This is a genomic window from Capnocytophaga sp. ARDL2 (assembly GCF_041530365.1).
Classification (GTDB): domain Bacteria; phylum Bacteroidota; class Bacteroidia; order Flavobacteriales; family Flavobacteriaceae; genus Flavobacterium.
This window is the reverse complement of the sequence record NZ_CP168034.1, coordinates 478,851-505,819: the sequence shown is the minus strand read 5'-3', so window position 1 is coordinate 505,819 and position 26,969 is coordinate 478,851. Positions and strand designations below refer to the sequence as shown.

Below are 26,969 nucleotides of genomic sequence, written 5' to 3'. Positions count from 1 at the left end.
TTTGTGGGTTTATACAAAATTTATAGTAAATCAATGATAACATTCAAAACAAGTAAACAAATCTTAGGATGGATTGTTTTTGCAATCGCCCTGATTACCTATGTTTTAACGCTCGAGCCTACCTTGAGTTTTTGGGATGCTGGAGAGTATATTGCTACTTCTACCAAATTACAAGTAGGTCACCCTCCTGGCGCTCCTCTTTATCAAATGTTGGGAGCTTTGTTTTCGCTTTTTGCCTCTGATGTTACAAAAATTGCCTATTGGGTAAATATGGTAGCTGCTGTTTCGAGTGCATTTACCATCTTATTTATGTATTGGAGTGGAGTAGAAATCTTGCACAGAATACTGCGCTCTACTCAAGAAAAAGTAAACAAAGTTCAAGAATATGCTATTTTGGGTAGTACATTTGTTGGTGCATTGGCTTTTACTTTTTCTGATTCGTTTTGGTTTAGTGCAGTCGAGGCCGAAGTATATGCGACAGCTATGCTCCTCATCTCGGTTTTGCTTTGGGCGGGGTTGAAATGGACTGAAAATATTCATACTCCTAGAGCTGATAAATGGTTATTACTTATTGGATTGGTAATAGGTCTGTCATTTGGAGTACATTTTATGGCATTGCTGACCATTCCTACGATAGGATATTTGTATTATTTTGCTAAATATCCCAAAATTACTCTACAAAACTTTATCGGTGCCAATGCTATCATCATTGCTATCTTACTATTTAGCTTTTTGTATTTGATGCCTTGGACATTTGCATTTTTTGGAAAAACGGAAATTTTCTTCGTAAATAGCCTAAATATGCCTTTCAATTCGGGAACTATCTTTGGTTTTGTATTGATTGTTTCTCTATTTGTAGGCGGATTGTTTTTCACCCAGAAAAAACAATTGACTCAATACAATACATTACTTCTTACTGTTTTATTCATCTTTATCGGTTTTTCGTCTTGGTTGATGCTACCTATTCGTGCCAATACGCAAATTCCAATCAATGAAAACAAACCTTCGGATGCTGCCGAGTTAAAAGCATACTACAATCGTGAGCAATATGGTGAACGTTCGCTTTTTTACGACACATTCTTTACAGTAAAATATCGTCGTGAATTGGACAAAAACAAACCTTATATCGATGGAAAGCCCAACTATGAACGAAATTATGAAACAGGGAAATATGAAATAGTAAATAATTACAAAAACTCAGAACCCAACTATTCCTCTTCTCTAAAAGGTTTCTTGCCGAGAATGTGGAGTACTGACGGCTCGCACCCACTCAACTATATGCGTTATGGTGGGCCGTTGAAAATAAAAAACATTTCGGGAAATAGCGATTACGACAGAGATCTTTACAAACTAGAAAACGATCTAAAAGATGGCACGCTTTCACTTAGAGATTACGAGGCAAATATTCAATATTTAGCTCAGTTTGAAGATCAGTTCAAAATAGAAAACCCTACCTTTTTCCAAAACATGAAATTCATGTTTGACTATCAATTTGGCTACATGTATTGGAGGTATTTGATGTGGAATTTTTCTGGAAGACAAAACGATATTCAAGGTGCAGGAGGAAGAGATAATGGAAACTGGGTAACTGGTATTTCGTTTTTAGACGAAATACGTTTGGGATCACAGAAAAATTTACCGTCAGATTTGGCAAATAACAAAGGTAGAAATCACTATTATATGTTGCCTTTTATCTTGGGATTGATCGGTGCTTTTTGGCATTCTAAGAATGACTGGAAATCGTTTTACATGTTGGCAGCTCTATTTGTTTTGACGAGTTTTGCCTTGAAAGTATTTCTAAACGAGCGTCCGTTTGAGCCAAGAGAAAGAGATTATGCTGTAGTGGGATCGTTTATGGTATTTGCCCTTTGGATAGGAATGGGAGTTTTTGCAATTTTCCAACAATTGGCAAAGAAAATTTCTCCAAAAGTTGCACTTCCTATCACTTTTGCTGTTTCATTATTGGCTGCTCCTGTATTGATGGCAAAGGAAAACTGGGACGATCACGACCGCTCGGGCAAAGACACGGCATTGGCATTAGCAAAAGCCTACCTCGACTCTATAGAACCCAACGGTATAGTGTTTACTATAGGCGACAATGATACCTTTCCTTTGTGGTATTTGCAAGAGGTAGAAGGCTATCGTACCGATGTGAGAGTTGTATGTACCGCATTGTTGCAAGCAGAATGGTATATAGACCAAATGAAAGTAGCGGCGTATGATTCAAAACCTCTGAAAATCAGATTTGATCATAAGCAATATGCAGGAAGTAATCTGTATTATGCAGCAATTGCCCCTTCGATGGATGAACGAGTAGAACTCAATGATTTGATGGAGTACATTGCAAACGATGACCCTCGTACAAAAGTAGAAATGAGCAATGGCGAACAAATTATTCGTATTCCCACAAAGAAATTTAAAATTACTGTTGACAAAGAGAAGGTATTGGCTACAAACACCGTGAGCGAAAAATACGCAGAAGAAATAGTATCGGAAATATCGCTTGACATCAATGACAATGCGATTTATAGACAACGCATCATCATGTTGGACATCATCTCAAACAATCTTTGGGAACGACCAGTATATTTTACATCAGGTTCGCTATCTGAAGAAGATTTCTTGTGGATGAAAGATTATATGCAACTCACAGGTTTGGTGTACAAACTGGTACCTATCAAAACACCAATGGATACACAACCACACCCTATCTTTATTGGAAATATTGATACAGAAAAAATGTATCAGACGGTAAAAAAATGGGATTGGGGTAATATGGGTAGCGACAAAATCTATCACGACCCAGAAACTCGTAAAAATGCGTTTTTATATCGTATCAATTTGTCGAGATTGGCAGAAACTCTATACCGTGAAGAAAAGAGAGAAAAAGCTATCGAAATTGCTGATATCGCACTAAAAAATCTCCCAATAGACTATTACGGTATCTATGAATCGGTAGAACCATTTGCCGAATTGTATTACAGAACAAACGAAATCAAAAAAGCGGATGACGTTGTAAGCCAATTAAAGAAAAAACGCATAGAATATTTAGCTTATTATGCAAGTATGCCTACGCAAGAGCAAGATGAGTATGCTATGGAAATTATAGACAATTTACAGGCATTACAACGTTTGGCAGATTTAGCAGAAAAGAAAAGTCCTGCTATGTATAAAGTGCTTGAAAAAGAGTTGCTAAAACAAAGTAGTATCTTTAAACGATACATAGATGCTCTTAGACAACAGCAAGAGATGATAGATGCCACTGAATTATCAGAGGATTCTCTATAAACCTAATAATAAAATAGGGTGTCCGAAAATCAACGGACACCCTATTTTTATATTTTTGATTTAAAATTTTAGATATTCTTTTCGATTAAATTTCATTAATCATTTTAGAAATTACATCCAATTTTGGAGTTAAAATCACTTCGATTCTACGGTTTTTTGCCTTCCCATCGGTAGTAGCATTGGATGCTATAGGAGCAAACTCACTTCTACCAGCGGCCGTAAGATTGCTTTTGTCAATTAACGGATTTGCTTCCAAGATATTTACAATTGCCGTAGCTCTTTTAGTGGACAAATCCCAGTTGTTTGTAATTCCGCCTCCCAAGGTACCAACTACTTTGTCGTTGTCGGTATGCCCTTCGATCAAAATAGCAATGTCTGGATTTTGAGCCAAAACGCTACCCAATTGTTGTACAGCATTACGTCCCTCAGGACTTACCGTCCAGCTACCCGACGAAAACAACAATTTGTTTTCCATCGATACATATACCTTTCCATCTTTTTGCTGTACTGTAAGACCTTTTCCTTCAAATTCAAACAAGGCTTTTGACAAAGCATCTTTCAACCTCTTTAAATTTTTATCTTGCTCATCCAATCGACTTTCAAGCTCAGATACTCTTTTAGATTTTGCATCCAATTCAAATTTCAATTTGTTTAAACGTTCAATTTCTGCTTTGATTGCAGCATCCGAATTTTTCTCCAAATCTTCAAAGTTTTTTGACATCGCATTATAATCAGAATTCCATTTGTTTCGTTCCTGAATTGCTTTAGTCAAATCGTTTTCCAACATCTTGTTTTTACCACTAAGATTGAGCATTGCTGCTTTGTTTTGCTCATTTTCTTCAGACAATAGTTCCAACCTATTGGCACAATCTTTATTTTTTTCGTTCAATTCGTTGTAGAGTCTTCGAGATACACACGAAGTAGTCAACAATACTACTGATGCTAATAAAACAATTTTTTTCATAGTTTTACTTATTTATTTACTTTCAATTTCTATAACTACTGGACAGTGGTCAGAATGCTTGGCTTCGGGCAAAATATACGCTCTTTTTATCCTTTCTTCCAAGTTTTTCTCAGCCAAAAGATAATCAATTCTCCATCCTTTGTTGTTGGCTCTGGCATTTGCACGATAACTCCACCAAGAATAGTGATGTGGCTCTTGAGTAAACAACCTAAAACTATCTGTCCATCCATCATTTATCAAAGCGTCTAACCAAGCTCGTTCTTTAGGCAAAAAACCAGAAACTTTTGCATTTCTCACTGGGTCATGAATATCAATTGCCTCATGGCAAATGTTATAATCACCACCAACAATTAAATTGGGAACTGTCTTTTTCAATTCATTGATATATGTACGAAAGTCGTCCATATATTGAAATTTGTGAGACAAACGCTCGATATTGGTACCCGAAGGTAAATACATAGACATAATAGAAACATCGTCAAAATCTACTCTCAGATTTCTACCTTCGGCATCCATATACTCGATTCCTGTACCATAAACAATGTTTTTGGGTTCTTTTTTACACAAAATAGCTACACCACTATACCCTTTTTTTTGTGCTGGGTAATAATACTGAAAAGGATATCCCGCCATTTCGATTTCCATAGTAGGAATTTGATCTTCCGTAGCTTTTATTTCTTGCAAACAAATGACATCAGGCGAGGCTGCTTGTAACCAATCTAAAAATCCTTTATTGATTGCTGCTCTAATTCCATTTACATTATAGGAAATGATTTTCATTAAAATGTATTATTTATATGTTCCAAACAACAAATATACTTTTTTAAAGTTAAAATAAAAAACCCAAGCCATCGTTTTTCTATTATGTTTTACAAGGGTAGTATAAAAAATTTGGCTTGGGTGGAAAAGGAGAGTATTATTGAATGTATAATTACACAAAAAATATATTAGTTATATAAAATTAAAGTGTAAAATTCTAGTAATGATATTTTAAAAATATATTGTCTGTTGCAAATGAAAACATATTTTCAATATTACAAAAGTGTTTTTTGATAATTGATTAAAATAATTTCAATAAATATGATAAAAATCACTTTTACACCCGTATATTTAGTATCATTATAAAAAATAAAAATATGTGCCGTATAAGCTATATAATTATTTGTCCTAGTATATGAAAATTTACTGAAAGAATCAGTAGCTTGGTATCAATATCATTACAAGAGAAGAAAAACAATCTATGCTTTTTAAATAGTAGTTGAAGTAAAAAACTTATATCTTTTAATGAAAAAAGAAAAAACTTGTACAATAGTACAAGTTTTTTTTCTTTTTTTTGAGCGGAAGACGAGGGTCGAACTCGCGACATTCAGCTTGGAAGGCTGACGCTCTACCAACTGAGCTACTTCCGCATTTTTTAATTAGGCTTTCACTAATCTGCTTTTTTATGTTCCAAGAGCGGAAGACGAGGGTCGAACTCGCGACATTCAGCTTGGAAGGCTGACGCTCTACCAACTGAGCTACTTCCGCATTTTTTAATTAGGCTTTCACTAATCTGCTTTTTTTATGTTCCAAGAGCGGAAGACGAGGGTCGAACTCGCGACATTCAGCTTGGAAGGCTGACGCTCTACCAACTGAGCTACTTCCGCGTTTTTGATTAGACTTTCACTAATCTGTTTTTTATGTTCCAAGAGCGGAAGACGAGGGTCGAACTCGCGACATTCAGCTTGGAAGGCTGACGCTCTACCAACTGAGCTACTTCCGCGTTTTTGATTAGACTTTCACTAATCTGTTTTTTTATGTTCTAAGAGCGGAAGACGAGGGTCGAACTCGCGACATTCAGCTTGGAAGGCTGACGCTCTACCAACTGAGCTACTTCCGCATTTGCATAACTTTATTATTGTTTTGCGAGTGCAAATATAAGAATAATTATTATTTCAATGCAAATTTTTTATACAAAAAAATATTTTTTTAAAGTATCTACAATTTATAATTATGAAAAACAAAAACCATTAAACAATAAATTCATTACTTGAATACAATCAATTACTAAAAAACAATAAAACAAAGCGTTTAAAGCCATATATTATACAATTGTAGTATGATGCTTTAAAAACAATAAAAACGTCTTAAAAACAATAAACGACTACTATATAAAAATTATACTTCAAATATAGTTTCCTTCATTTATTTAATAATATTTTGAAAACGTTTGGTCTTTTTTTATATGCACTATATAGTTAAACAACCATATTTAAATCGTATAGATTGCATACTAAAAATTACTTAAACAAATATTTTTAAAAGTAAACAAGCCGATATCTTGACTCAACACTGAAAGCATATACAACTCAAACCGCACGAAGTGCATAAATAGACTTGACCATAAACATAGATAGTCCGTGAAACTCACGAAGTGGATTAAACAAAAAAAGGCGGCGACCCGAGCTCGCGAACTGCTCCGCATCTTAGCATAAAAAAAATCCGTTTCTTATGAAACGGATTTTTATAAAAAAAGGCGGCGACATACTCTCCCACGCTATGACGCAGTACCATCTGCGCTATTGGACTTAACTTCTCTGTTCGGAATGGGAAGAGGTGAGCCCCAACGCTATAACCACCTTAAATCGGTTCTGCTAATTTATATTATCTAATTTAGCAGGAATATCGTACATATTGTAAAACACTTCTATTGATACTTTATAAAAGCAACTCTTAGAGCACATAAGCTTACGGGTGATTAGTACTACTCGACTTTGACATTACTGCCTTTACATCTATAGCCTATCAACGTTGTCATCTCCAACGACCCTTCTAAAGAAATCTCATCTTGTGGTGGGTTTCGTACTTATATGCTTTCAGCACTTATCCCTTCCCAACGTAGCTACTCAGCAATGCACCTGGCGGCACAACTGATACACCAGAGGTTAGTCCAATTCGGTCCTCTCGTACTAGAATCAGATCCACGCAAATTTCTAACGCCCGCAGTAGATAGAGACCGAACTGTCTCACGACGTTCTGAACCCAGCTCGCGTGCCACTTTAATGGGCGAACAGCCCAACCCTTGGGACCTTCTCCAGCCCCAGGATGTGACGAGCCGACATCGAGGTGCCAAACCCCCCCGTCGATGTGAGCTCTTGGGGGAGATCAGCCTGTTATCCCCGGCGTACCTTTTATCCTTTGAGCGATGGCCCTTCCATACGGAACCACCGGATCACTATGCTCTACTTTCGTACCTGTTCGACTTGTAAGTCTCGCAGTCAAGCTCCCTTTTGCCATTGCACTCTACGCACGGTTACCAAGCGTGCTGAGGGAACCTTTAGAAGCCTCCGTTACTCTTTTGGAGGCGACCACCCCAGTCAAACTACCCACCAAGCAATGTCCTCTCTAAAAAAAGAGTTAGTCCTCAGATAAGCAAAGGGTGGTATTTCAACAATGACTCCCTGAATCCTGGCGAACCCAGTTCATAGTCTCCCACCTATCCTACACATCACTTATCCAAGAACAATACTAAGCTATAGTAAAGGTGCACAGGGTCTTTTCGTCCCACTGCGGGTAATCGGCATCTTCACCGATACTACAATTTCACCGAGCTCATGGCTGAGACAGTGTCCAGATCGTTACACCATTCGTGCAGGTCGGAACTTACCCGACAAGGAATTTCGCTACCTTAGGACCGTTATAGTTACGGCCGCCGTTTACTGGGGCTTCAATTCAATGCTTCGATTAATCTAACATCTCCTCTTAACCTTCCAGCACCGGGCAGGTGTCAGGCCCTATACTTCATCTCTCGATTTTGCAGAGCCCTGTGTTTTTGATAAACAGTCGCCTGGACCTTTTCACTGCGGCCAGCTTGCGCTGGCGACCTTTCTCCCGAAGTTACAGGTCTATTTTGCCTAATTCCTTAGCCATGAATCTCTCGAGCACCTGAGGATACTCTCCTCGACCACCTGTGTCGGTTTGTGGTACGGGTTCTTATAATCTATGTTTAGAAGCTTTTCTTGGCAGCCTTTAGGTACACTATCTCATCATCCGTAGATTCCGAGTACTATCAGTTTTCGCCAAACTCTACGCATTTTACTATAAAGTCTATAGCTACGACCTTTAACGAACTATTCCGTCAGTTCGCGGTACTTTCACCACTGCGTCACTCCATCACAACTATAAGAAGTACGGAAATATTAATCCGTTGGCCATCGACGTCCCCCTTCGGGTGTGCCTTAGGTCCCGACTAACCCTCAGCTGATTAGCATAGCTGAGGAAACCTTGGTCTTACGGTGTGCGGGTTTCTCGCCCGCATTATCGTTACTTATGCCTACATTTTCTTTTCTAAACAGTCCAAAATACCTCGCAGTACTTCTTCTACCCAGTTTAGAATGCTCCCCTACCACAGTATATCTGTCCATAGCTTCGGTAGTATACTTATGCCCGTTTATTATCCATGCTCGACCGCTCGACTAGTGAGCTGTTACGCACTCTTTAAATGAATGGCTGCTTCCAAGCCAACATCCTAGCTGTCTAGGCAGTCAAACCGCGTTTGTTCAACTTAGCATACATTTCGGGACCTTAGCTGATGGTCTGGGTTCTTTCCCTCTCGGACATGGACCTTAGCACCCATGCCCTCACTGTTTATAATCATTTATTAGCATTCGGAGTTTGTCAGGAATTGGTAGGCGGTGAAGCCCCCGCATCCAATCAGTAGCTCTACCTCTAATAAACTATAATAAACGCTGCACCTAAATGCATTTCGGGGAGTACGAGCTATTTCCGAGTTTGATTGGCCTTTCACCCCTACCCACAGGTCATCCGAAGACTTTTCAACGTCAACCGGTTCGGCCCTTCATTTGGTGTTACCCAAACTTCAACCTGCCCATGGGTAGATCACACGGTTTCGCGTCTACCATTACTGACTATAACGCCCTATTCAGACTCGCTTTCGCTTCGGCTGCGTGACTTAATCACTTAACCTCGCCAGCAACGGTAACTCGTAGGCTCATTATGCAAAAGGCACGCCGTCACCCAACTAATGGGCTCCGACCGCTTGTAAGCGTATGGTTTCAGGTTCTTTTTCACTCCGTTATTCACGGTTCTTTTCACCTTTCCCTCACGGTACTGGTTCACTATCGGTCTCTCAGGAGTATTTAGCCTTACCGGATGGTCCCGGTGGATTCAGACAGGGTTCCACGTGCCCCGCCCTACTCAGGATACCACTATTTAATACATCGTTTACCTATACGAGACTATCACTCTCTACGGTGTATCTTTCCAGATACTTCTAGTTCCCTTTGATTAAAATATCGTGGTCCTACAACCCCAAAATTGCCAAAACAACTTTGGTTTGGGCTTTTCCGATTTCGCTCGCCACTACTCTCGGAATCACTTTTGTTTTCTTTTCCTCCGCCTACTTAGATGTTTCAGTTCAGCGGGTTCGCCTCCTATCGGATACTAGTTCTTCAAACTAGTGGGTTGCCCCATTCGGATATCTACGGATCTAATCGTATGTGCCAATACCCGTAGCTTTTCGCAGCTTATCACGTCCTTCTTCGCCTCTGAGAGCCTAGGCATCCCCCATACGCCCTTATTTTGCTTATTGTGCTCTTTTTATCTCTTGTAATATCTCTATCACAAAAAATCGTGCTTTTTATTTTTCTATCTATTTGTGTTTTCCCAATATGTCTATGAACTTGTCTTCCTCTCGGATTTGTGGAGAATAAGGGAGTCGAACCCTTGACCTCCTGCGTGCAAGGCAGGCGCTCTAGCCAGCTGAGCTAATTCCCCATACATTCTACGAGTTATTTGTTTTGCCTTATCTACCGCATAACTGCTCAACTTCTAGAATTTCCTATTTAATACTAGTAGTCCCGGGCAGACTCGAACTGCCGACCCCTACATTATCAGTGTAGTACTCTAACCAGCTGAGCTACGAGACTCTGTATATCCTTCTATTTTATCCATTTATTTGAACCAACAGCGAGAGGTAAAGTCGGACATCTCTAGAAAGGAGGTGTTCCAGCCGCACCTTCCGGTACGGCTACCTTGTTACGACTTAGCCCCAGTTACCAGTTTTACCCTAGGCAGCTCCTTGCGGTCACCGACTTCAGGTACCCCCAGCTTCCATGGCTTGACGGGCGGTGTGTACAAGGCCCGGGAACGTATTCACCGGATCATGGCTGATATCCGATTACTAGCGATTCCAGCTTCATAGAGTCGAGTTGCAGACTCCAATCCGAACTGTGACCGGCTTTATAGATTCGCTCCTTGTCACCAAGTGGCTGCTCTCTGTACCGGCCATTGTAGCACGTGTGTGGCCCAGGACGTAAGGGCCGTGATGATTTGACGTCATCCCCACCTTCCTCACGGTTTACACCGGCAGTCTTGCTAGAGTTCCCGACATCACTCGTTGGCAACTAACAACAGGGGTTGCGCTCGTTATAGGACTTAACCTGACACCTCACGGCACGAGCTGACGACAACCATGCAGCACCTTGTAAATTGTCCGAAGAAATATCTGTTTCCAAATAAGTCAATCTACATTTAAGCCCTGGTAAGGTTCCTCGCGTATCATCGAATTAAACCACATGCTCCACCGCTTGTGCGGGCCCCGTCAATTCCTTTGAGTTTCACACTTGCGTGCGTACTCCCCAGGTGGGATACTTATCACTTTCGCTTAGCCACTCAGTCCGAAAACCAAACAGCTAGTATCCATCGTTTACAGCGTGGACTACCAGGGTATCTAATCCTGTTCGCTACCCACGCTTTCGTCCATCAGCGTCAATCCTTTGTTAGTAACCTGCCTTCGCAATTGGTATTCCATGTAATATCTATGCATTTCACCGCTACACTACATATTCTAGTTACTTCACAAAAATTCAAGAACTACAGTATCAATGGCAATTTTACAGTTAAGCTGCAAACTTTCACCACTGACTTATAATCCCGCCTACGGACCCTTTAAACCCAATGATTCCGGATAACGCTCGGATCCTCCGTATTACCGCGGCTGCTGGCACGGAGTTAGCCGATCCTTATTCTTACGGTACCGTCAGTTTGCTATACATAGCACGTTTTCTTCCCGTACAAAAGCAGTTTACAATCCATAGGACATTCTTCCTGCACGCGGCATGGCTGGTTCAGAGTTGCCTCCATTGACCAATATTCCTCACTGCTGCCTCCCGTAGGAGTCTGGTCCGTGTCTCAGTACCAGTGTGGGGGATCTCCCTCTCAGGACCCCTACCCATCATCGTCTTGGTATGCCGTTACCACACCAACTAACTAATGGGACGCATGCTCATCTTATACCGATAAATCTTTAATATCTAAATGATGCCACTCAAATATACTATGAGGTATTAATCCAAATTTCTCTGGGCTATCCCTCTGTATAAGGTAGATTGCATACGCGTTACGCACCCGTGCGCCGGTCTCAAACTACTAAAGTAGCTCTACCCCTCGACTTGCATGTGTTAGGCCTGCCGCTAGCGTTCATCCTGAGCCAGGATCAAACTCTTCATCGTATATTTTTTATATTAATGATGTTTTATCCCAACTTTACTTGTTCTCTCAGGTATGCTGTTAATTCAATAAAATATTTTCTATGATCGTCTCTTGTTTTACTTTCACTCCCCTCTCAGAAAGCGAGTGCAAAAGTAGAAAGAATTTTTAAAACTACCAAAATTTATTTTGTTAAAAAATTTGTTAAAGTTTTTCTCCCCCTACTTACAAAACGCTTCGTTTCTAAAGCGGTTGCAAAAGTAGAAAGTTTTTTCTAAAACACAAAACTTTTTTAGTTTTTTTTCTTTCGTGGGCGATGAGGGATTCGAACCCCCGACCCCCTCGGTGTAAACGAGGTGCTCTGAACCAGCTGAGCTAATCGCCCCCTATCTCTTTGAACGGATTGCAAAGATAGAACAAGTTTTTGTTATCTTCCAAATGTTTTGAAGAAAAATTTTGAAATATTTTTTAAACAATTGGTTTTCAACGGATACTTTCGATACGCTTTGTGAATTCTCTCGTAAATTACACGGATTGTCGCTGTTTCTTTTCTTTTTACAACAAAAAAACAGAGATGCTATGCTTTTGGAGGAAACAGAGACCTTTGCGTATAAAATAACCTATGTAGTCTATGTATCTATCGGATTAAAAAAACTTCGTCAAAATATTAACTCAGTGGTTTCAACTTTGGCGAAGTTGGATTTAACTCTACAATATATACTGTAAAAAAATATTCCTTTTTCCAACTATTTGCGTGAGCGGTGGGAGCGGCATCCTTTTGTGGTCGCGAATGCCGACACAAAAGATATAGCGGACGACGCGACACCTAGCTCGTGCCGACGAGGTACGAGGAGGAACGGGCGGAGTGGCACGCCCAAATCATTTTGAAAAATTAATCTTTTTTTGTTTTGGTGGTGCGTTTTTGTATCTTGCGAAAAATATCATTAATATGTTTTCGTTTAAAAACAATATTACTACTCGATGGATTTTATTAATGTTTTCGTTTGTTATTGTTTCGCTGATATTGTGGAACACTTATTTGATTTTCATCTCTTTCCGTGAGGAAGAGCGTGTAAAAATGGAGATTTGGGCAAAGGCTTACGAAACGATAAACAACGCTGATCCTGAGCATACTGACATCGATTTTCCGTCTCAAATCGTAATAAAAAATACTTCGATTCCGATTATCCTCACCAATGGTAAGGATAGCATTTTGAATCTAGCGAATATTGACGTCAATAAATATAAATCTTATGATGCTCAATTGAAATTGCTCAAAGAACTGAAGTCAGCAAATCCGCCGATTGAAATCAATCATCCTATTGAAAATCAGTTTATTTACTATGGAAATTCGACGATAATTACAAAATTGAAATTTTATCCGTTGGCGTTGATTTTGATTTTGTTGCTGTTTGGGATTTTGGTTGTAAGCTATTTTAAAACCTTGAAATCCTCAACAGAAAGCAGATTGTGGGCGGGAATGGCAAAGGAAACGGCTCATCAGATTGGTACTCCTTTGACTTCGCTCTTGGGATGGACGGAACTTTTGCGTATGGAAAATACACCTAAAGAAATGCTGGATGAAATAGAAAAGGATGTGCATCGATTGCAAATCATTGCTGATCGTTTTTCTAAAATTGGTTCGAAAACGGATTTGGAATTACTGAATATTGTGGATTTGACTCGTGAATCTTTTTCGTATTTGCAGGCTCGTAGCTCGAAACAAATCGAATTTAGATTTGAGTCAACCGCTGATATTGTTCCGATTTGGCTCAACTCGACTTTGCATATCTGGACAATCGAAAATTTGGTAAAAAATGCTATTGATGCTATAAAAGGTAAGGGAAAAATCACGATTCGCATCAAATACAACGATCCTTATGTTCAAATCTTTGTCATCGATACGGGGAAAGGTATAGAGAAAAATAAATTTCAAACGGTTTTTGAACCTGGTTATTCTACTAAAAAACGTGGTTGGGGATTAGGATTGTCGCTTACTAAACGCATTGTAGAGACTTATCACAAAGGAAAAATCAAAGTGCTACACTCAGAACTAAATAAAGGTACTACTTTTTTGATTACTTATAAAAAGAGAAATTAATATAAAAGCCTGTTTATCATTGTGTAAACAGGCTATGGTTCTAAAAAGGCATGTTGCTTTTGTAAAAATCTACGGATTGAAATATAGCATCCATTTCTATGACAAAATCTCTATGAGGCTTATTGGGTGCATTGATTATTCCTTCTACTATGAGAAATCGATTGTAATAATCGTCCCTAAATACATAACTTATAAACATTCCTTTTAAAATGTCGTTTTCCATTTGCCATGTACCTCTGATGCGATATACATCTAAAATATCTTCGTCGTAGGTAGATTTTTTTATCTTGATGAGTTCACTTGTTTTTAGATAGGTATTTTCTTTGACACCTCTGACAAAATTTTTCCCTATAGAATCATGAGCTTGGAGAAATATTTCTTCTATCGATTGATTGTTTTTCAAATCGAGAAATGATACTTCGTAAATGATAATGTTTACATCTCCTGATGGCAAGGTTTTTTGATACCATAAAAAGGGTTCTTCCGAATACATTGCCAAATGATAGTCTAAGGGCAATGTCATATTTATCCCAAAAAGGGTTTCGAAATTTTTTTGTGAATGCACACCTCTGTCTTTCAAAGAGTGTTTTTCTTGTTCTATTTCTGTTTCTTTATACACCTTTATTATACTATCGGCATTTTTTGAAATGAGTTCGTTTAGTTTTTCAGTTGAAGTTGCCGAAATGAGAAAATAATTTTGAGGTGAAGCGTATTTGTTTTTCTTGTATTCAAAGGTGTCTATCGACGTATCGCTACTGATATATAATATATTTCTCGATTTTTTTGCTTCTTCTTTAAATAATCGTGGGGTATAATGAACCAAATCAAAACAGGGTTCTGTTTCTAAAAAGGCAAACGAAGACTTCAGTACTTGTTTTCGAATCGAATCTCCTATGGACGAATTCCATAATTCGGTTTCGACTACAATACTTATTTCGTTCTTTTTTCCAATAGATGTATGTTCGTTGGTAATGGTTTTGGTTTGATTGCATTGTATAAAAAACAGCATCCCAAAGACTATCCATACCAGTAAATGTATGTTTCTCACGTTTCTTTTTTATCTTTTACAAATATAATGGTTTTATTTGTGAAAATGATTGAAAAGTACTTTACTGAAAAAATAGATTGATTCAAACCATTGATTATTCTCCGCAATATTTGCGGTAAATAACTGTGTTTTTCACCGCAGAATGGCGTTCGTACAACACAAAACAGGCTGTCCGATTGTTTCAGGCAGCCTGTTTTTATTTGTTTTTACTTCAATATCGCATCAATTCCTGGTAAAACTCTTCCTTCGAGCATTTCCAACATGGCTCCTCCTCCTGTTGATACATAACTCATTTGTTTTTCCAAGCCAAATTGTTTTACTGCGGCTACAGAGTCTCCTCCTCCTACAAGCGAGAATGTTCCATTGGCAGTTGCTTTTGAAATATAGTTTCCTAATTCGATGGTTCCTTTTGCAAATTTTTCTAATTCAAATACTCCCAACGGACCATTCCATAAAATGATTTTTGAATCGGCTACTACTTTGGCAAAGTTTTCTAAGGTCTTAGTCCCTACATCCAATCCTTGCCATCCGTCTGGAATTTCGTTGGCATCTACAATTTGTGTATTGGCATCGTTTGAGAAAGCATCTGCTGCCACTACATCTACCGGAATGTGAATTTGCACACCTTTTTGTTTTGCTTTTTCTAAAATATCCAACGCTAATTGGATTTTATCGTCTTCTACAATCGAATTTCCGATTTTTCCTCCCAAGGCTTTGATGAATGTAAACATCATACCTCCACCGATAATCATGTGGTCTATTTTGTCTAAAATATTTTCGATAATCGTGATTTTTGACGATACTTTCGAACCTCCCAATACGGCTGTTACTGGTTTTTCAGACGAATTTAAAACCTTGTCGATGCTTTCGATTTCTTTTGCCAACAACGAACCAAAACATTTGTCTTGTGGGAAAAATTGTGCAACAATTGTAGTCGAAGCGTGTGCACGGTGAGCTGTACCAAAGGCATCGTTTACATAAATATCGCCATGTTGTGCCAATTGTTTTGCAAAGTCCACATCTCCTGCCTCTTCTTCGTTGTAAAAACGCAAGTTTTCCAACAATACTACTTCGCCTGGCTGTGCTTGACCGATAACTTTTGCTACTTCTTCACCGATGCAGTCCTCTACAAAGTAAACTTTTTTTCCTAATACTTCTTCTACTTTGCTTACGATATGACGCAATGAAAACTTGTCTTCTTTTCCGTTTTTTGGTCTTCCTAAGTGCGACATCAATACAGCAATTCCGCCTTCGTTGGTAATTTTGTCAATCGTAGGTTTTGCTGCCAAAATACGGTTGTCGTCCGTTACTTGAAACAGTTCGTTCAAAGGCACATTAAAATCTACACGGATGATTGCTTTTTTTCCTTGAAAATTAAAATCGTTGATGGTTTTCATATTATTTTATTTTAAATTTTATATATGTAATGGGTTTGTTTTGCTCTAAATATTGACTTTCATAAAAAGTTTGAATAGCTGTAACCTCTTCGGGAGCTCCTTCGTTTTTATAAATATGATGGTTGGCATACAGCACCTCGTGTCCAGCACCGTGTAGCAATCCCAAAGTGTATCCGTGCATAAATTCGCTATCGGTTTTTAGGTTTACCACACCATCGGCTTTCAAAATGTTTTTGTATCGAGCCAAAAACTCTTGGTTGGTCAATCTGTGTTTGGTGCGTTTGTATTTGATTTGCGGATCTGGAAAAGTAATCCAAATTTCAGACACCTCTCCAGGAGCAAACGCCTGTTCGATGAGTTCGATTTGTGTGCGAAGAAAAGCTACATTTTGCAAGTTTTCTTCCACAGCTGTTTTGGCACCACGCCAAAAACGAGCTCCTTTGATGTCGATTCCTATATAGTTTTTGTCTGGATTTCTCTTTGCAAGTGCTACGGTATATTCACCTTTTCCGCAACCCAATTCCAATACGATAGGTTGGTCGTTTTTGAAATATTCACTATTCCATTTGCCTTTCCATTGAAAAAGATTGTCAATTAATTCGTCTCTTTTTGGTTGCAATACATTGGCAAATGTTTCGTTTTCTCTAAAGCGTTTTAGTTTGTTTTTACTTCCCACGATAAAATTTTTTTACAAAAATAGGGATTTTGAATGAAGTATCAAGTATGAATCCCTAATATCTTGGGACAGGGTTTTAAAGTATTAGTTACAAAGAGATAGCACAAGAAATTTAAAAATTGATTATAATAAAAAAACGTCCTTAAATCAATTGTTTAGAGACATTTGGGTGTTTTTTTCAAACGTTTGTTTATAATTTTTCCCTTTATGCACTTTTAAATTGATTAGGTCATCACTTTTTGAACATTTATTTTGTCTTTTATTGTTTAAATTTTTCACTAAGTTTGCACTGAAAAAGATAAAACTATGGACAAATCAAAAGAATTTACACGCGAAAAATTGACCTTACCAAGCGAAGGAAAAAAATTGTTGTTGCACTCTTGTTGTGCACCTTGTTCGGGCGAAGTAATGGAAGCATTAATTGCCTCTGATATTGATTTTACCATTTATTTTTACAATCCCAATATTCACCCCCGCAAGGAATACGACATTCGCAAGGAAGAAAACATACGCTTTGCCGAAAAACACAACATTCCTTTTATCGATGCCGATTATGATGTAGATCGTTGGTACGAATTGGCAAAAGGTATGGAAGACGAACCCGAGAGAGGTATTCGTTGCACTATGTGTTTTGATATGCGATTTGAAAAAACAGCCGAATATGCTGCAGCTAATGGTTTTGATGTGATTACGAGTTCGTTGGGTATTTCGCGATGGAAAAATATGGAGCAAATCAACGATTGTGGGTTGCGTGCTGCCCAAAAATATCCCAATATGGAATATTGGACATTCAATTGGCGTAAAAAAGGTGGTTCGTCGAGAATGCTTGAAATCAGCAAACGAGAAAAATTCTATATGCAAGAATACTGCGGTTGTGTGTATTCGCTGCGTGATACCAACAAATGGCGTATGAGCAACGGTAGAGAACCTATCAAATTGGGGACGAAGTTTTATTCTGATGAGGATTGATTAAGGATTATGTACATGTATCAAGTATAAAATTGCTGTACAGTGATTTTTTTATTAGGCTCTCATTCTGAACTTTTTAAAAATAAAAAACAGGTCATTTCATATTTTTGAAAAGCCTGTTTTTTACTTATTAAAAACTACTTACTTTTCTCCTCAATCCACAAACTCATATATTTGGTAGCGGAAAACTGTTGATGTTTCAATATTTGTCCTATGAAATTTTGATTTCTATGTTGTGAAATATCTTTCAATAGAGTTTGTATTTTTTCTAAAAACATTTGAACAAATTCTTTACTTTCAAATTGATGATTTTTCCAATCGTTTGCCCAATTGACGGCTTCGTTCCATAAATGTTCGTTGGTGTATAAATTAATAGCTTTTTGAGTGAAATCTTCTACAGAATCTGCAATATAATTTTCTGAAATATTCATTCCCTCTGCTCCGATAGATGAAGTTAGCCACGGCAAATCATTGTTTGCTGCGTCAAAAAACTTTCCTTTAATACCAGCTCCAAACGGAATAGGTGCCAACAATACACGGTGTTTTTGCATGACTTCGCTTACGCTATCGGCAGCACCTTTTACGATAAAACCTTCTTTTTCATTGTGCAAATCCCATACTTTTTGGGTAGGATAAGCTCCGTAAATATACAATTTCGCTTGTGGAAGGGCTTTTTTTATGGGATTCCAATAATTTTTCTTGAGTTGAACTGCGGTTTGGAAATTGGGCTCGTGGTGAAAATTTCCGATAAACATAAAATCGTTTCTTTCGGAAAAATCGATTTTTTCTTTAATCTCATTCCTTTTATCTTGAATAAATGGTAAATAAACCGTATTTTTATCCGATTGAAAATCCTTTAAAATTTTGATTTCTTCAGGGGAAATCATCAGAGAAATGTCTGATTTCAAAATACTGGCGATTTCTCTTTTAGCAATTTCACTATAATAATTAGGAGTCGATTGTTTTTTGTAGGCTTCTTCACGAGCTTTTCGCACAAAGTGCAAATCTTCGGTATCGAGTATCGTAAGGGCATTAGGGCAATGCTGATACACACGCCAACCGTACTGCTCTTCGGTTAAATATCTGTCAAAGAGTACAATATCGGGTTGTAATTGTTGAATAAATTCATCAAAACTACTATCATTCAACACGATTTGATGTTGTATGACTTCACTTGGGAAAACCGCTGTTCGTTCCGATTTTGCTGCCGCTGATGCAAAATGTACTTCCATTCCTTGTTGAAGAAAAAGTTCTACCAATTGCATGATGCGATACCCCGCAGCCGAAGAAGTAGGTTCTGCCCAAACTAGTCCTATGAATAATATAGTCATATAATAGAATAATTTTTAAACACAGAGTTTTTTTTGTTTATTAAACACATTAGAAATCATAGTGCACATAGGTTTCTTTGGGTAAAAAAACTTTTTGGTGTTATATATAAGCCGATTTTTTCTATATAACCTGTCCTATCTATGTGTTTAATAAAATAGCAATTATGTGTTTTATGAAAAATGTCGTAATTTTGGACAAATATAATACATTATGTTAGGTTTAAAATTATTGACAGACCCACGTTGGGCAAATATCGCTGAGGGCAATATCGAAGAAATTTTAACAGACCATGCTTGGTGCGAACAAAAAGCTGCTACCAATGCCATTACTATCATTACGCAAAATTCTGAATATGAGGATTTAGTAACTACAATGTCTGAAATTGCGATTGAGGAAATACAACACTTTCAGATGGTGCACAATATCATCAAAGAACGCGGTTATACATTGGGTAGAGAACGCAAAGATGATTATGTAAATCAATTGTTTAAGTTTATGAAAAAAGACGGTTCACGCAACGATGCTTTTATTGACCGCTTGTTGTTTGCCGCAATGATTGAGGCGAGAAGTTGTGAGCGTTTTCGCGTGTTGTCTGAAAATATCAAAGACCAAGAATTGGCAAAATTTTACCGAGAATTGATGGTTTCAGAAGCAGGACATTACACCACTTTTTTAAAGTTTGCAAAAAAATATACCGAACGAGTAGATGTGGACAAACGCTGGAAAGAATGGTTGGAATTTGAAGGGGAACTGATTCAGCAATACGGAAAAAAAGAAACCGTACATGGGTAAATAATCTTTAATTCAAATAGCTTTATGATAGTTATCGTAAAGCTATTTGAATATGGTAACTCTTACTGATGTTAATAAAAAATAAAAAAGCAAGTCTCCCAACTTGCTTTTTTATTTTGCTCCCCCTCTTGGGCTCGAACCAAGGACCCTCTGATTAACAGACGTAGAACATAATTTCACAATTCTTTTCATTTCGTTTCAATCATTTAATTTTAAATGATTTATAAAATTAAAATAGCCTAAACCCTTTCATTTTTTTGCACTTTTTAGACAAAATGTTTCAGCTATGTTTCAGTCGGTTTTATTTATAAAATTATTTGTTACACATTCTAAAACATTTGTTGCAAACCTGCAAAACTTGCAATTTCTGCAAAATCAACTAAACGGGATTTCTCTTTTGTAAAGTTTCTCCTATCTCTTCGGTGTAATATGTGCACCAAAAGACTCATTTTTTGCTTTTTAAATTTACAAATGCTCGTAGGAATTCGAGTTCCTTTGGTTCTTTATTGCCTATTAAATCACTAGTTTCGTAACAATTAGCAAGTTGAGAGATTATGTTGATATTTTAGGATTTTTCTCTATTCTTTAGTTGTTCCAAACATTCACAAGCCTGTTTATGATTGTTTTCACAAGCTTTTTCAAACCAGTTTAATGCCCTAAATTCTGATTGTTTTATGCCTTCTCCTAAATGATAAAGTCTTCCAATACGGAATTGAGCAGAAGGATTTCCTTGTCTAGCAGATTTGAGATACCAGTTCATTGCTTTTTCATAGGATTTTTCAACACCTATCCCTTTTTCATAGCACCTCCCCAAATTGTACTGTCCGTATAAATTTCTATTTTCTGCGGATAATAAAAAACTTTCAAAGGCTTTCTCATACTCTTGTTTTTCTTCATAAATAGTTCCTAAATAGTTTAAAGCCTCACTATGACCTTGCCCTGCAGATGCGTGTAAATAACTCATTCCTTTTATTTCATCTTTTATTAAGGGTACACTGTCCTTTGAAATATCCAAATAGTACCTAGCTAAATTCCACTGAGCCATTGGGTTTCTTTGCTTCACCGATTTTTCAGCCCAATACAACACGTTTTCAATAGATTTTAGCACTCCTATACCTTCATAATAGTAAGAAGCTAAACGATTTTGAGCATCTGAATCACCTTGTTCAGCAGATTTTTTTACCCAATTGAAAGCTTTAGCACTTGACCTCTCTACTCCTAAACCATACTGATAACACGTTCCCACCTCAAGTTGAGCTTCAATATTTCCTGCTTGTGCCTTTTTTAACAACAATTTAAATGCATCTTCATTAGAAAGATGAGCTGATTTTATGGCATATTCTAAGGCTTCTTTTTCAGATTTGGCAACTCCATTGCCTTTGTCATAACATTTGGACAGATTGTAATATATTTCAGATTTACTGTAATTGTCTAACATTTTAATATGTAACTGAAACTTAGAGGCATCACTTTCCAAAATACTGTCTTTTCGGACATTTTCAAGAGCTTTACGATAGTACTTTATCGCCTCCTCATATGATTGCCTATGGTAATGACCTTCGTAATATAAATCCCCTATAGTTTTTAACGCTATTGAAAAACCTTTTTCTGCAGATTCGTACAAATATTTAAGCCCTAACTCTCGATTATTTTTCCTCAGATATGTTACTCCTAAATTGTATAAAGGTACTTCTCTGCCTTCTTTATCTTTAATACTTTTCTCATATAGTTCAATAGCTTTTTCTACGGATTTATTGATTCCTCTGCCGGCATTGTAACAAACTCCCAAATTGTTTTGTGCTGCTAAATTTCCTTGTCTGGCGGACTGTGTGTACCAATATACAGCAGCCTTGTTAGATTGTTTTACGTAATCACCATATTCATAACACAATCCCATAAGGTTTTGAGCGTCTGCATCGCCTTTTTTAGCAGATTGGTTGTACCAATAAACAGCTTTCTTTTTCATAATGGGGAGCCCTCCTATCCCTTTTTGAAGAAAATATCCCAAGTAACCTTGTGCTTTGGAATGCCCTTGTTTGGCTGCCTTTTCAATCCAATCAACAGCGTCTTCTACCGACTTTTCAACTCCTTTTCCTTTTAAGTAGGATATAGCCATAAAAAATTGAGCTTCTGGATATCCTTGCTCAGCAGATTCCTGTATAAAGCTAAATCCTTCTTTATCTATGTTTTCCGAGTCTTTTTTTTCCAAAATAATCCATAGTCCCAATGTGTATTTGGCTTCTGCATTGTTTTGAGCAATTGCTTTTTTTAGCCATTTATAAGCCTCTTCAATATCCTTTCCAACTCCATAACCGTCTTTGTAACAATAGGCTAAATCTATCTGAGATTCTATAATATCATCAGAAACTTTGTTAAGCCAATAGACGTATTTTTCAGGAGATTCTTTCACTCCAATCCCTTTTTTGTAATACTTTGCAAGGCTATATTGAGCATTTTTGTCGCCACTTTCAGCGACTTTTTCAAGCCAGAAAACACCTTTTTCGTTAGATTTTCGGATTTTCTTTCCTTCAAAATAATGGTTAGCCAATTGTAACTGAGCTTCCACATTTCCGCTTTCAGCCACCTTAGTGAGCCAAAAAATAGCTTGTTCGTAGGAACGCCTTACACCTTTCCCTTTAAAATATCTGTCGGATAATTCCGTTTGTGCTTGTACATTGCCTTTGTTGGCTTCTTTGATTAATTTTTTTACATTTACCTTTTGGCTATAACCCGCAAAGGTACAAGTGATTAAAATAAGTAGTAGTATTTTTTTCATTGTAATAAAATTATTTTTTTAAAAGGAGTTTTATTTGAGTTTTTAGAAAATTTATTGCTCTTTTCTTACAATAGGCTTCGAACTCATCCGTATAGAGATACTTGTTACGTATTTCGTAAAAATCAAATAGTTCTTGATAATCGGGTTCATAAAGTTTCGTTTCTCCATAACCATATTTTTGATGAACGTCTCTGTAACTGAGATAAATCCTACATTCAGGGTGGTCTTGATTTTTAATTACCCATTCAAAAAGCTCTTCTAAATTTTTAGGGATTAAATAATTTTTTTCACAACAATCATTATATGCTATCAACCTCTTACCTTGTATTATCGACCTGTATTCATTTAAAGAATCACGAAACACCTCTAACGGAACTCCTAATAAATTTTGGAAACTTCGGTAAAACTGAAAAAAGATATAAGAGACTTGACTTTTTTCAACAACCGAAGAACTAAATACTTCAAACTGTTCTTCAAAATTAGGATTATCTAATGCGTTAAATAATTCTTGATTGGCAGAAAGCCATTCTTGTATAAATTCCGATTTTAAGGGTTGTGCATCTTCCACTTTTCGGATTTGCTCGTAATATGGATTCTCAATTTTAAGAATCTTTGTCTCTTCAAGATATCGAAATGTCTCTATGCACTCGTATTCAAGTGATTTTTTGAGCCAATATAAAGCTTTATCAAGGTCTTTCTTTGCACCTAAACCTTCGTTATAACAAATACCTAAATGCAATTGAGCTAAATAATCTCCTTTTTTAGCAGCAATTTCATACAAACGGAGTACAATTTGCCATGATTCTTGGGTTAAATTTTTAAAGGATTTTGGATTGGCTTGAAGAAGAAGATTACCATCTTCATCATAATCTTTTTTTTGTAGTTCGGCTTGATTCAGCCAATAAATAGCTTCGTTATGGTCTTCTGTTCCTTCATATAATAACAACCCAAGTTTAGATTGAGCTTTGTAATATCCTTGTTTAGCGGACTTTTCATACCATTCGATAGCTTTTTCATAATCTCCTTCATATAGATAATATTTACTTGCCATTTCATATTGTGCTTCTTTATTGCCTAACTCCGCCAATTTTTTCTCCCAATACGGCATACCTGATAGTGGTAAGTAATAATTATAACGAAAATGATATATTTCTTCTATGATGTCAATGGCTCTTATATATTTCTTTTTATTCCACTTTTCTTCCCATTCGGAGGTCAGTATATTATTTCTAATTCCTTTTTTCCATTTACACATTCCTTGCGTATCAATTGGCTTATCGCCATAGGTTTCAGCTAATTTTCCAAGCCAATATAGAGCTTTTTTCCAACTTCCTTTTTGGTAAGTCCATTTCGCTATAAACAGATAATCATCACTATCGCCTTTTTCTGCTAAATTTTCAAACCTATCGATATATTGATAGTATTCTTCTATGTAAGAGATGTTTTCTTGCTCTAAAACAGACAATGCTTTTAGATTATTTTCTTCTTCTACTATTTTTTTTAACAAATAAATAATTTCATTTTTTAGATTTTCTTGGCAGGTCGAATGGTAATAATAATCGCCAAGAGGAACAACTTTCTGTTTAACAGCTTTTTTTAACCAATATATTGCTTTATCATATTCTTTATATTGAAAACAGCGTATTCCCAAATCAATTTGCTTACCTTTGTCGTTCTGAGCTAATTCTTTCTCCCAATATTCAGATTCTACGTAATTATGGTTACTTTTGTGGAAATCATAAATTTTGTTTTGTGCTAATACATATCCCTGATGAGCAGCTTTTTCCCAAAGTTCGGCAGCATCGGCATAGAATCCTTGAAACTCGTAGTATTCCCCCAATTGGAACAAGGATTCGGCACAACCATTTTCGGCTTTTTCTTTGATATAGTGAAACTGATTTAGCTCGTCAGTAGCATCCTTAACTCCGTTTTGCTGTGCTTGTAAAAACCAATGTATCGCCTCTTTGCTATGAGAACCCTCTTTGGTTTTGTAAAGCATTCCCAACAGAAATTGAGCATCAGCATTGTTCTGCTCAGCTAAAATTTCCAAATACTTTTTTGCCGCATAGAAATCTTCTGCTCCATATGAAAGGACATACTTTTCATAATGGTATTTTCCCAACGAAAATAAAGCCTTTGGATTGTTTTCGTTGGGGTGGGTTTGCAATGAAACGAGGGGGTAGGAGGGGGTGGACATAGGATTAAAATTTACTTATTTTAATTATAACCTTTTGTAGTACGACCAGCTTTTTTATTTGAATTAAAATAATACGTTCTGATTATTTCCTTCATAATTGTTTATAAAATGAAATGCTTTCTCTAATGTTTTTTGTCCTATTCCTTTCGATCTCAATAAACCACTTAAACTCTTAATACTATCATTTTGGAGTGCTTTTGTTATAGTAGAAACTGATAATACTTTTTCTTTCAACTTTTCTTGTATTTTCTCAATCTCTTTGTTATTATTAGAATTATTTTCTTGTCTTAAAAAATCTAATTTTGCTTTAAGATTTTTATTCTCTTTTTCTTTCTGATTTTTTAATTCTTTTTTCAATTCTTTTTCTGGTATGGTAGTCCAAAGTTTTTTAAATTTCAAATACAAATCATCATAGACATATGGGTCAAAGTAATATATTTCAATGTCTATATCACATTTTTCAAGATATTTTTGCATTACTTCTATGGATGTTTTTTCAGGAATTCCGCCATTACTTGCTCCTAATAAAGGAAAGGCAATAGACGTAATCCCTTTTTCTTTGTAGGTATCTAAAAACTTTTGTAATCCTTTTTCTAAATATTCTACCTTGCTTTCATACCTCCAATGATTTTTTGTAGGGAAATTCAAGACCCATTTATCTTCTGATTTATAAATCCATAACGTTCCTATGTTTATTTTTTTATCGTTACAAAGTTCTATGTATCTTTCATACATTTTAGGGTATCTCAATCTGCATTCATATGCGATTCCAGCACCCATTACTCCTACACAATTAATCGTATTGACGATTGTTTGACATTTTGTTGTAAATATATTTCCTTTTTTTATTGTTATCATACATCAAAATATAAATCAGATTCTATTTCCACGTTAATTTCTTGGTTTGCAAAATTATCAATTTTATGTTTGACAAATTCTCTTGTGAATGAGTTGTTACAAAATATTTTCATTATATGGCTTATTTCAACGCTTGGATAGATTAATATTTCTGAACATCTTATTCTTTTGCCATCTTCAAAAGAATTCCAATATTTGGCATTTATACAATCCCAATTTAAATTTTTCAAATCATATGTATCTTTATAAAATGATGTTGTACTAGATGCTGCATTACCATTTGTAAATAAAGTATTATTGTTATAAAGTAACCTTGTATTTATTGCAAGAATTATAATATCATCTTGGATACTCTTTTTAGCATAAAGCATCGGATTTTTGGGATTAAAATACAAAGGAACATAATCGTGTACACATCTATTGAAAATAGGTTCTTTCTTTGAACGCCTATTATTAACTTCATTATTAGAAATATCTACATACGCCCTTTCTTTCTTTATATTATTATGTGATTTTAATCCGTTTTTTAAAATACTCTCCAAATTATTTTTATGGGTCATATGGTATAAATATTTTATTCCGTAATTTAGGAGATGTTGTTTTTCACCAAAAAAATTTATATCTTGCTCAGTATCTTGTGTTAATTCTCTTTCTTTGTCAAATTGTAGAGCAATATTACATAACCTTGCAGTAGCTGCATCACGCCTTGCAAGTCTATCATTGATATGTTGCATCACTTCTTCTTGGTGATGTTCTTCTTGTATTTTAGTATTAGCTAAAAACGATTCACCAGCTTTTGGGATTTTAGTAGATAGACTTGCATTTTGTTGCTCTTGACCACGTTTCAACTTTTCTTGTAGAACCATTGATTGAAAAAGTAACTGTTGCTCTCTTATTCGTTTATCTTTTTCATCAAAAAACTTTTTTTGCACCTCTTTTTGTTTTGGTTCTTCTTGGTGTTGCCATTTTATTTGTTGTCTTTTTTCCTTTTTCTTTTTCTTTTCCGCAAATTTCATTAAGATGTTAAGGAACACAATAGCTACTACCGAATAAATTATATACGATAATTTCATATAAATACTT

The 26,969-nt window shown here is 36.5% G+C and carries 15 protein-coding genes, 8 tRNA genes and 3 rRNA genes; 5 read left to right on the top strand and 21 right to left on the bottom strand.

Going from position 1 to position 26,969, the window contains the following annotated elements; all coding sequences use genetic code 11:
* Window positions 1–33 precede the first annotated feature (33 nt).
* A complete protein-coding gene (locus AB4865_RS02540; protein WP_372474165.1) occupies window positions 34–3,288 on the top strand; it encodes a protein O-mannosyl-transferase family in 3,255 nt (1,084 codons plus the stop codon).
* An 85-nt stretch (window positions 3,289–3,373) separates the two neighbouring features.
* Here AB4865_RS02540 and AB4865_RS02535 read toward each other — a convergent pair whose 3' ends face one another.
* From AB4865_RS02535 to AB4865_RS02475, 13 genes are all read right to left on the bottom strand, one after another.
* On the bottom strand, window positions 3,374–4,252 hold the full coding sequence (locus AB4865_RS02535) for an OmpA family protein (RefSeq protein WP_372474164.1): 879 nt from the start codon (window positions 4,250–4,252) through the stop codon (window positions 3,374–3,376).
* 12 nt (window positions 4,253–4,264) lie between these two features.
* On the bottom strand, window positions 4,265–5,032 hold the full coding sequence (locus AB4865_RS02530; protein ID WP_372474163.1) for an exodeoxyribonuclease III: 768 nt from the start codon (window positions 5,030–5,032) through the stop codon (window positions 4,265–4,267).
* A 556-nt stretch (window positions 5,033–5,588) separates the two neighbouring features.
* A tRNA-Gly gene (locus AB4865_RS02525) sits at window positions 5,589–5,661 on the bottom strand.
* A 45-nt stretch (window positions 5,662–5,706) separates the two neighbouring features.
* Window positions 5,707–5,779 (bottom strand) — tRNA-Gly (locus tag AB4865_RS02520).
* A 46-nt stretch (window positions 5,780–5,825) separates the two neighbouring features.
* Window positions 5,826–5,898, bottom strand: a tRNA-Gly gene (locus AB4865_RS02515).
* A 43-nt stretch (window positions 5,899–5,941) separates the two neighbouring features.
* Window positions 5,942–6,014 (bottom strand) — tRNA-Gly (locus AB4865_RS02510).
* Between the two features lie 44 nt (window positions 6,015–6,058).
* A tRNA-Gly gene (locus AB4865_RS02505) sits at window positions 6,059–6,131 on the bottom strand.
* 631 nt (window positions 6,132–6,762) lie between these two features.
* Window positions 6,763–6,874: ribosomal RNA gene (gene rrf, locus AB4865_RS02500) — 5S ribosomal RNA — on the bottom strand.
* Window positions 6,875–6,968: 94 nt separating this feature from the next.
* Window positions 6,969–9,842, bottom strand: a 23S ribosomal RNA gene (locus AB4865_RS02495).
* Between the two features lie 111 nt (window positions 9,843–9,953).
* Window positions 9,954–10,027: transfer RNA gene (locus AB4865_RS02490), tRNA-Ala, on the bottom strand.
* A gap of 78 nt (window positions 10,028–10,105) precedes the next feature.
* Window positions 10,106–10,179: transfer RNA gene (locus tag AB4865_RS02485), tRNA-Ile, on the bottom strand.
* A 67-nt stretch (window positions 10,180–10,246) separates the two neighbouring features.
* Window positions 10,247–11,763, bottom strand: a 16S ribosomal RNA gene (locus AB4865_RS02480).
* The 16S, 23S and 5S rRNA genes sit together here with 3 tRNA genes alongside, the layout of an rRNA operon.
* 287 nt (window positions 11,764–12,050) lie before the next feature.
* A tRNA-Val gene (locus tag AB4865_RS02475) sits at window positions 12,051–12,125 on the bottom strand.
* A 71-nt stretch (window positions 12,126–12,196) separates the two neighbouring features.
* Here AB4865_RS02475 and AB4865_RS02470 point away from each other — a divergent pair.
* Together AB4865_RS02470 and AB4865_RS02465 are read left to right on the top strand one after the other, a co-directional pair.
* On the top strand, window positions 12,197–12,466 hold the full coding sequence (locus tag AB4865_RS02470; RefSeq protein WP_372474160.1) for a hypothetical protein: 270 nt from the start codon (window positions 12,197–12,199) through the stop codon (window positions 12,464–12,466).
* A 223-nt stretch (window positions 12,467–12,689) separates the two neighbouring features.
* Window positions 12,690–13,841 carry a PAS domain-containing sensor histidine kinase gene (locus AB4865_RS02465; RefSeq protein ID WP_372474158.1) on the top strand — a complete coding sequence of 384 codons (1,152 nt, stop codon included), beginning with the start codon at window positions 12,690–12,692 and terminating at the stop codon, window positions 13,839–13,841.
* Between the two features lie 40 nt (window positions 13,842–13,881).
* Here the strand turns inward: AB4865_RS02465 and AB4865_RS02460 are convergent, their stop codons facing one another.
* The 3 genes from AB4865_RS02460 to trmB all read right to left on the bottom strand — a co-directional run bounded on the left by AB4865_RS02460 (window position 13,882) and on the right by trmB (window position 16,962).
* The gene (locus AB4865_RS02460; protein ID WP_372474156.1) at window positions 13,882–14,889 is read right to left on the bottom strand and encodes a DUF4837 family protein; all 1,008 of its coding nucleotides are present in this window, start codon (window positions 14,887–14,889) and stop codon (window positions 13,882–13,884) included.
* Window positions 14,890–15,095: 206 nt separating this feature from the next.
* Window positions 15,096–16,286, bottom strand: coding sequence for a phosphoglycerate kinase (pgk, locus tag AB4865_RS02455; RefSeq protein ID WP_372474155.1), 1,191 nt, complete (start codon window positions 16,284–16,286; stop codon window positions 15,096–15,098).
* 1 nt (window position 16,287) lies between these two features.
* A complete protein-coding gene (trmB, locus tag AB4865_RS02450; RefSeq protein WP_372474154.1) occupies window positions 16,288–16,962 on the bottom strand; it encodes a tRNA (guanosine(46)-N7)-methyltransferase TrmB in 675 nt (224 codons plus the stop codon).
* Between the two features lie 306 nt (window positions 16,963–17,268).
* On the opposite strand from trmB, the gene AB4865_RS02445 reads away from it, so the two are divergent.
* On the top strand, window positions 17,269–17,931 hold the full coding sequence (locus tag AB4865_RS02445; protein WP_372474153.1) for an epoxyqueuosine reductase QueH: 663 nt from the start codon (window positions 17,269–17,271) through the stop codon (window positions 17,929–17,931).
* A 137-nt stretch (window positions 17,932–18,068) separates the two neighbouring features.
* On the opposite strand, the gene AB4865_RS02440 is transcribed toward AB4865_RS02445, so the two are convergent.
* Entirely contained in the window at window positions 18,069–19,262 is a 1,194-nt protein-coding gene (locus AB4865_RS02440) for a glycosyltransferase (RefSeq protein ID WP_372474150.1), read from the bottom strand.
* A gap of 211 nt (window positions 19,263–19,473) precedes the next feature.
* On the opposite strand from AB4865_RS02440, the gene AB4865_RS02435 reads away from it, so the two are divergent.
* Entirely contained in the window at window positions 19,474–20,055 is a 582-nt protein-coding gene (locus tag AB4865_RS02435) for a tRNA-(ms[2]io[6]A)-hydroxylase (RefSeq protein WP_372474148.1), read from the top strand.
* Between the two features lie 565 nt (window positions 20,056–20,620).
* Here the strand turns inward: AB4865_RS02435 and AB4865_RS02430 are convergent.
* From AB4865_RS02430 to AB4865_RS02415, 4 genes are all read right to left on the bottom strand, one after another.
* On the bottom strand, window positions 20,621–22,831 hold the full coding sequence (locus AB4865_RS02430; protein ID WP_372474147.1) for a hypothetical protein: 2,211 nt from the start codon (window positions 22,829–22,831) through the stop codon (window positions 20,621–20,623).
* Window positions 22,832–22,841: 10 nt separating this feature from the next.
* Window positions 22,842–24,953, bottom strand: coding sequence for a tetratricopeptide repeat protein (locus tag AB4865_RS02425; protein WP_372474146.1), 2,112 nt, complete (start codon window positions 24,951–24,953; stop codon window positions 22,842–22,844).
* A gap of 138 nt (window positions 24,954–25,091) precedes the next feature.
* Entirely contained in the window at window positions 25,092–25,886 is a 795-nt protein-coding gene (locus tag AB4865_RS02420) for a macro domain-containing protein (RefSeq protein WP_372474145.1), read from the bottom strand.
* Window positions 25,883–26,959 (bottom strand): DUF4433 domain-containing protein, encoded by a 1,077-nt coding sequence (locus AB4865_RS02415; RefSeq protein WP_372474144.1) that lies wholly within the window; start codon window positions 26,957–26,959, stop codon window positions 25,883–25,885. The genes AB4865_RS02420 and AB4865_RS02415 overlap by 4 nt, the downstream gene beginning before the upstream one ends.
* Window positions 26,960–26,969: the final 10 nt, after the last annotated feature.